5 protein-coding genes are annotated in these 6,049 nt (G+C 63.3%); 2 read left to right on the top strand and 3 right to left on the bottom strand.

The features are described 5' to 3' along the window. Nucleotides 1-157: 157 nt before the first annotated feature. The 3 genes from LJE63_03190 to LJE63_03200 are packed head-to-tail and all read right to left on the bottom strand — an operon-like array spanning nucleotide 158 to nucleotide 3,935. Complete coding sequence (locus LJE63_03190; protein MCG6905606.1) at nucleotides 158-1,582, bottom strand: sigma-54 dependent transcriptional regulator; 1,425 nt, start codon at nucleotides 1,580-1,582, stop codon at nucleotides 158-160. A gap of 5 nt (nucleotides 1,583-1,587) precedes the next feature. Then, entirely contained in the window at nucleotides 1,588-2,793 is a 1,206-nt protein-coding gene (locus LJE63_03195; protein MCG6905607.1) for a PAS domain-containing protein, read from the bottom strand. Then, nucleotides 2,793-3,935 carry an iron-containing alcohol dehydrogenase gene (locus LJE63_03200; GenBank protein MCG6905608.1) on the bottom strand — a complete coding sequence of 381 codons (1,143 nt, stop codon included), beginning with the start codon at nucleotides 3,933-3,935 and terminating at the stop codon, nucleotides 2,793-2,795. The genes LJE63_03195 and LJE63_03200 overlap by 1 nt, the downstream gene beginning before the upstream one ends. Before the next feature lie 366 nt (nucleotides 3,936-4,301). On the opposite strand from LJE63_03200, the gene LJE63_03205 reads away from it, so the two are divergent. Together LJE63_03205 and LJE63_03210 are read left to right on the top strand one after the other, a co-directional pair. Then, a complete protein-coding gene (locus LJE63_03205; GenBank protein MCG6905609.1) occupies nucleotides 4,302-5,468 on the top strand; it encodes an iron-containing alcohol dehydrogenase in 1,167 nt (388 codons plus the stop codon). Nucleotides 5,469-5,581: 113 nt separating this feature from the next. Further along, nucleotides 5,582-5,854 (top strand): glutaredoxin family protein, encoded by a 273-nt coding sequence (locus LJE63_03210; GenBank protein ID MCG6905610.1) that lies wholly within the window; start codon nucleotides 5,582-5,584, stop codon nucleotides 5,852-5,854. Nucleotides 5,855-6,049 lie beyond the last annotated feature (195 nt).

A 6,049-nucleotide genomic window follows, 5' to 3' on the forward strand; every position in this document is an offset into this window, starting at 1 on the left:
CCCTCGCGCCCCACAACGTCACCTTCCAGGTCAAGGACGAGGAGCTCGACCAGGTCTTCAACTGGTAGCCGACCTGCGGGCCGCAACCCCGCACCCGCAACAGAACAGCCAAGGGGGAGCCGGCAACGGCTCCCCCTTGGCTGTTCTGGCCCCATGGCTATTCGGACCACCCCGCCTTTTTCAGGACGCCCCCCGCTAGACCGGCCCCCGGCCCGTGACCGCCGTGGGCCTCGCCGGCCGGATCGATTTCCTTGAGTTTGCGGTAGAGTGTCTTGCGTCCGATGCCGAGAATTTCGGCCGCCTGCCCGCGGCTTCCGCCGACGAATTTCAGCACCCGCAGGATGTGCTGCCGCTGCAGGTCCTCCAAGGACAGAAACGGCGCATCCAACGCCCCTTCGCGGCCGGCATCGACCAGTTCGCGCGGCAGGCTGCGCTCGGTGATCAGGTCGTTTTCGGCCAGGATGATCCCACGCTCGATCACGTTCTGCAGCTCCCTGACATTGCCCGGCCAGTTGTAGCCCAGCAGACACTGCATGGCCTTCTGGGAGATGCGGCAGCGCCCCCCCCCCGGGCAGAGCCGCGCGAGAAAATACTCCACCAAGGCCGGAATGTCCTCCTTGCGGTCCTTGAGGGGCGGCAGGTTGATGTTGAACACGTTCAGGCGGTGGAAAAGGGCCTGGCTGAAGCGGCCGCTCTGGACCTCATCGGTGAGGCAGCGGTTGGTGGCGAAGATGAAGCGAATGTCCACGCGCCGCTCGTCCTTGTCGCCCACCCGGCGGTAGGTCTGGTTTTCCAGCACCCGCAGCAGAGCGCTTTGCACCTCCAGGGACAGCTCACCGATTTCATCCAGAAAAAGGGACCCCTTGTGGGCCACGGCCAGCAGCCCGTCGCGGTTTTCGTGGGCGCCGGTAAAGGCCCCCTTGCGGTGGCCGAAAAGTTCGCTGCGAATCAGGCTCTTTTCCAGGGTCCCGCAGTTTTTGGTGACCAGCGGGTGCTCGCTGCGCGGGCTCAGCCGGTGGATCGAGCGGGCGACCACGTTCTTGCCGGTGCCGCTTTCCCCGGTGATCAGAACCGGCACCAGGGTCGGGGCCACCTTGGTGATCAGGAAGCGCACCTGCTCCATCTCGGCCGAATGGCCGATGAGTTTGCGGGGGCCCAACACGGTCTGGGAATGGCGCAGCAGACGGTTTTCGCGCTCCAAGCTGACCCGCTGGAAGGCCCTTTCGATGAGAATTTCGAGCCGGTCCAGATTGAACGGCTTGGCCAGAAAATCGTAGGCCCCCATTTTCATGGCCTCCACGGCGCCCTCGATGTCCGCGTAGCCGGTGACCATGATGACTTCGACGTTGGAATCGGTCTCCTTGATCTTCAGCAGCAGCTCCAGCCCGTCGCCGTCGGGAAGCCGCATGTCCAGCACGACCACATCGAAGGTCTGCTGCCGCAAGAGATCCTGCGCCTCGCGCACGCTGGCCGCAGTGGTGATGCGCCGCCGGGGGGAGGCCAGTTCCTTCTGGGCCAGGCGACGAATGGATTTTTCATCGTCGACCACCAGGATCTGAATCTCTTCAAAAGGTCGCTCCATGACACTCACCGGTAGCGGGGCAGCCTGACGGAAAAGGTCGACCCGCGGCCCAATTCGCTCGCCACCCGTATCTCTCCGCCGTGCTGCCGGATGATGTTGTAGCAGGTGGACAGCCCCACCCCGGTTCCCTGCCCCGCGGGTTTGGTGGTAAAAAAAGGCTCGAAGAGTTTGGCCATGTGGTCCGGGGCGATCCCGCAGCCGGTGTCGACCACCTCCAGCACCACCTCCTCTTTGCCGCTCTGGGCCGTCCGGAGGGTGATGTGGCCGCCGCTGCGGATGGCATCCAGCCCGTTGAGCACCAGGTTGAGCACCACCTGTTTGAGCTCCGGCGCCACCCCGCGTGCCTGGGGCGATGCGGCGGCCAGGGCCAGGCGGATGGCATCGGCGGGATAGCGCCGCAGCCGGTGCTGGAGCAGCTTCAGGACGTCGTCCACCAGCTGGTTGAGATCCACCCGGGTGAATTCGGCATTCTGCCGCGGGCTGAAGGTCAAGAGGCCCTGCACGATGTCCCGGCAGCGGTTGCATTCGTTCAGGATGGTGGCCACATATTCCTGGAAATCAACGGCCAGGTCCTGGAAGTCGTCCGTTTCCGCCAGGGCCGCCTGCAAGCGCGGCAGCCGGCGCTTCAAGCCTTCGGCAAACCCGCTGATGGCCGCCAGGGGGTTGTTGATTTCGTGGGCCACGCCGGCAGCCAGCAGGCCGATGGTGGCCATTTTCTCGGCGTGGTAGAATTTGGCCTGGTATTCTTTTTCAAGGGTCACGTCGCGCTTTACGATCAGAATGCTGGCGGGTTTGCCGTGGGCATCGCGCAGGGGGCTGGCGGTGATTTCAAATTGGCGGTTTTTGCCCATCAGCGGCAGGATCACCGTTTGGCGGCAGACCTGGTTGGTGCGCTGGGCCTCCAGCAGCGGACACTCGGGGCAGGGGCGGCTGCGGTTGCGAAAGGTGCGGTAGCAGAGGGCGTTGCGGGGGGCGGCGATGGGAAAGAGCTTGAAGAAGCTCTGGTTGACTGTCCGGATCTTGAAATCCAGCGAGACATCGGCGACGATGTCGGTGATGCCGTCCAGGATCGACTGGATCTCCTGGCGCTTGGCCTCCAGCTCGAGGTTGAAGGCCCTGAGTTCACCGATCTTGATCTGAACTTCCTTGAAAAAGCCCAGCTTGGTGTGCCCCAGCCCGACAAGATCTTCAATCGTGGTCTCTTTTTTCATTACCAGGCGTCTTCGCAGATTTGCAGCATGTCCTCCCAGGTGGCGTCGCGCGGGTTGGTCAGCAGGCAGGCGTCGTTGGCCGCCATCCGGCAGACCTGGGGCAGGGTGGCAGGATCGGTGACAATATCGCGCAGGCGGGTGGGGATCTTCAGGGAATGGCAGTAGCCCGCCAACTGATCGATTCCGGCCAGGGCGGTGGCCTCGGCGCTGCGATGGCGTTTGCCGATCACGATTTCACCGATATCGGCCAGCTTGTCGGGGCAGGCCTGCAGGTTATAGCGCATCACCGGCGGAAGCAGCACCGGATGGACCATCCCGTGGACCACATCCAGCATGCCCCCCAGGGAATGGGCCAGGGCGTGCTCCATCCCCAGGCTGGCGTTGCTGAAGGCCATGGCCGCCGAGGTGGCCGCGATCCCCAGCTGTTCCAGGGACTCCAGCGAGCCGCTCTTCAGCGCGGCCGGCAGGTGCTTGATGATGAGATCGATGGCCTTGAGGGACTGGTTCTCGGTCAGCGCGAAGGCCAGGCGCGAGACGTAGGACTCCACCGCGTGGGCCAGGGCGTCGATGGCGGCGGCGATGATCAGGTCGCGCGGTTTGGTGGTCAGCACGGTGGGGTCGATGATGGAGATGTTGGGCACCAGGGTGCGGCTGATGATGGACATTTTGACATGCCGCTGCTGGTCCGTGATGATCGCAAACTGCGAGATGTCCGCACCGCTGCCGGCGGTCGACGGGATGAAGACCATCGGCGGCAGCGGCCGTTGGATGCGGTTGGCGCCCTCGTAATCCTGGATGGTGCCGCCGTTGCTGGCCAATAGGGCGATTCCCTTGGCCGCGTCCATGGGGCTGCCGCCGCCAAGAGCGATGACCACGTCGCAGCCCTCGGAGAGGTAGCGCGAGGCCCCCTCGCTGACCTGGTAGTCTCGGGGATTGGCGGTGACGTCGTTGTAGAAGACCCATTCCAGGCCCTCCGCGTCCAGGATGTCCAGGACCCGCGCAACCCAGCCGGCGCGCTCCAGGCCGGGATCGCTGACGAAGAAGACCTTCTCGCCCCCAAGGCGCCGGGCACACTTTGCGGTGTAAGCGAGGCTGCCATGGCCGAAGATGATCTCGGGTATCGAAAATTTACTGGTCAGCATGGCGCGACTATAGAGGCCCCGCCCGGCGATGTCAAGAACTCATAAAAACCAATCGCTTACGCCCACTGGGGTGGCATCCCGCGAGGATCGGCGACGAACGCGGCGGATTTTTTGACCCATTCGGGGGGCACCTGCGGGTCATCTTGACCCACCACCGCCCCCCGGCCTGCCCACAGCCGGGCGGCCGCAGGAAATCACCGCCCGCCAATAGGTGCTCCTACAAATTTTTTTTCGATCTTTTTTCAAAAGCTTAACACCATTCAGTTTCTGTTCGCACACCCAGCGCAACAGCTTGGCCCCCTGCTTGCTATATGCATACGGCAGAAATCCAACGCACACCAACCCAAACGAACAAGGAGGTAGGACATGGCTATCAGGGAGCAAGTTTACGGTTTTTTCATTCCCACGGTGACCCTCATGGGGATCGGCGCCTACAAGGAAATCGGCAACCAGATCAAGACCCTTGGCGGCAAGAAGCCGTTTATCTGCACCGACAAGGGCGTTCAGGATGCCGGCATCGTGGACCAGGTGCTGGAGGTCATCAAACAGGATGCCGGGGTTGATTCGGTGGTCTACAGCGGCACCCAGCCCAACCCCACCGACAACAACGTTCACGAGGGGTTGAAGCTCTACCAGGACAAGGGCTGCGACCTGATCATTTCCCTGGGCGGCGGCAGTTCCCATGACTGCGGCAAGGGCATCGGGATTGTCGCCACCAACGGCGGCAGCATCCGCGACTACGAAGGCGTCGACAAATCCACCAAGAACATGCCGCCCTTTATCGCGGTCAACACCACGGCCGGCACGGCGAGCGAAATGACCCGCTTTTGCATCATCACCGACACTAGCCGCAAGGTCAAAATGGCCATCGTCGACTGGCGCGTGACCCCCAACGTGGCCATCGACGACCCCCTTCTGATGATGGGCATGCCGCCGGGGCTGACCGCCGCCACCGGCATGGACGCCCTGACCCACGCGGTCGAGGCCTACGTCTCCACCGCGGCAACACCGGTCACCGACGCCTGCGCCCTGCAGGCCATCAGCCTGGTCGCCTCCAGCCTGCGAGCCGCGGTGGCCAACGGCAACGACATGGAGGCGCGCGACAAGATGTGTTACGCCCAGTATCTGGCCGGCATGGCATTCAACAACGCCAGCCTGGGCCACGTGCATGCCATGGCCCACCAGCTGGGCGGTTTCTACGACCTGCCCCACGGGGTCTGCAACGCGATTCTGCTGCCCCACGTGTCGCGCTTCAACCTGATCGCGAAAATGGACCGCTTCGTGGACATCGCCGAGGCTATGGGTGAAAACACCTCCGGCCTTTCCACCCGCGCCGCCGCTGAATTGGCGCTTTCGGCCATCAAGACGCTGTCGACCGACGTCGGGATCCCCAGCGGGTTGACGGAGCTCGGGGTGAAAGAGCAAGACCTGCCGACCATGGCCGAAAATGCCCAGAAGGACGCCTGCGGTCTGACCAATCCTCGCTGTCCGACCCTCAAGGATGTGATCGAGATCTACCGCAGCGCCCTGTAGCAAAGATGCCGACCGGAAAATCGGAAAGCAGCTGAAACGAAGGGGCTATGGGGCACACGGCGGCGTGTGTCCCATAGCCGTTTGTTGGATGCCACCGCACCCGGAAAGAGATCATGGAAAACCAGAGCCCCGTGCGTCAGCCGGCTGTCACGCTCTATTCCCTGATGACCTGCAGCCACTGCAAGGACGCCAAAAAATATCTGCGCGATCAGGGCGTCGATTTTCGCCTGATTCAAATGGACCTGCTGGTGGGCGAGGAGCGCAACGCCGCCATGCGGGCGTTGCGGCGACTAAACCCCGAGTGCTCGTTTCCCACCATCCAGGTCGGTGACACCGTTATCGTCGGTTTCAAACCCGACCGACTGCGCCAGGCCCTGGCCCTCTGAGCAGCGGCCCCCGGTGGTTTTGCGATTGCGGGCACGTTAACAAAGGAGAAAAAGCATGGATCAGATACTGAGAATACAGATGGGCGGCGCAACCGGTCCGAGCGCCAAGACCGAGCCGGTCGGCGCCTATGCCGGAATGGGCGGTCGCGCCCTGACCTCCACCCTCGTCGCCGGGGAAGTGCCCCCCACCTGCCA

The organism is Desulfobacteraceae bacterium, assembly GCA_022340425.1.
GTDB lineage: Bacteria > Desulfobacterota > Desulfobacteria > Desulfobacterales > JAABRJ01 > JAABRJ01.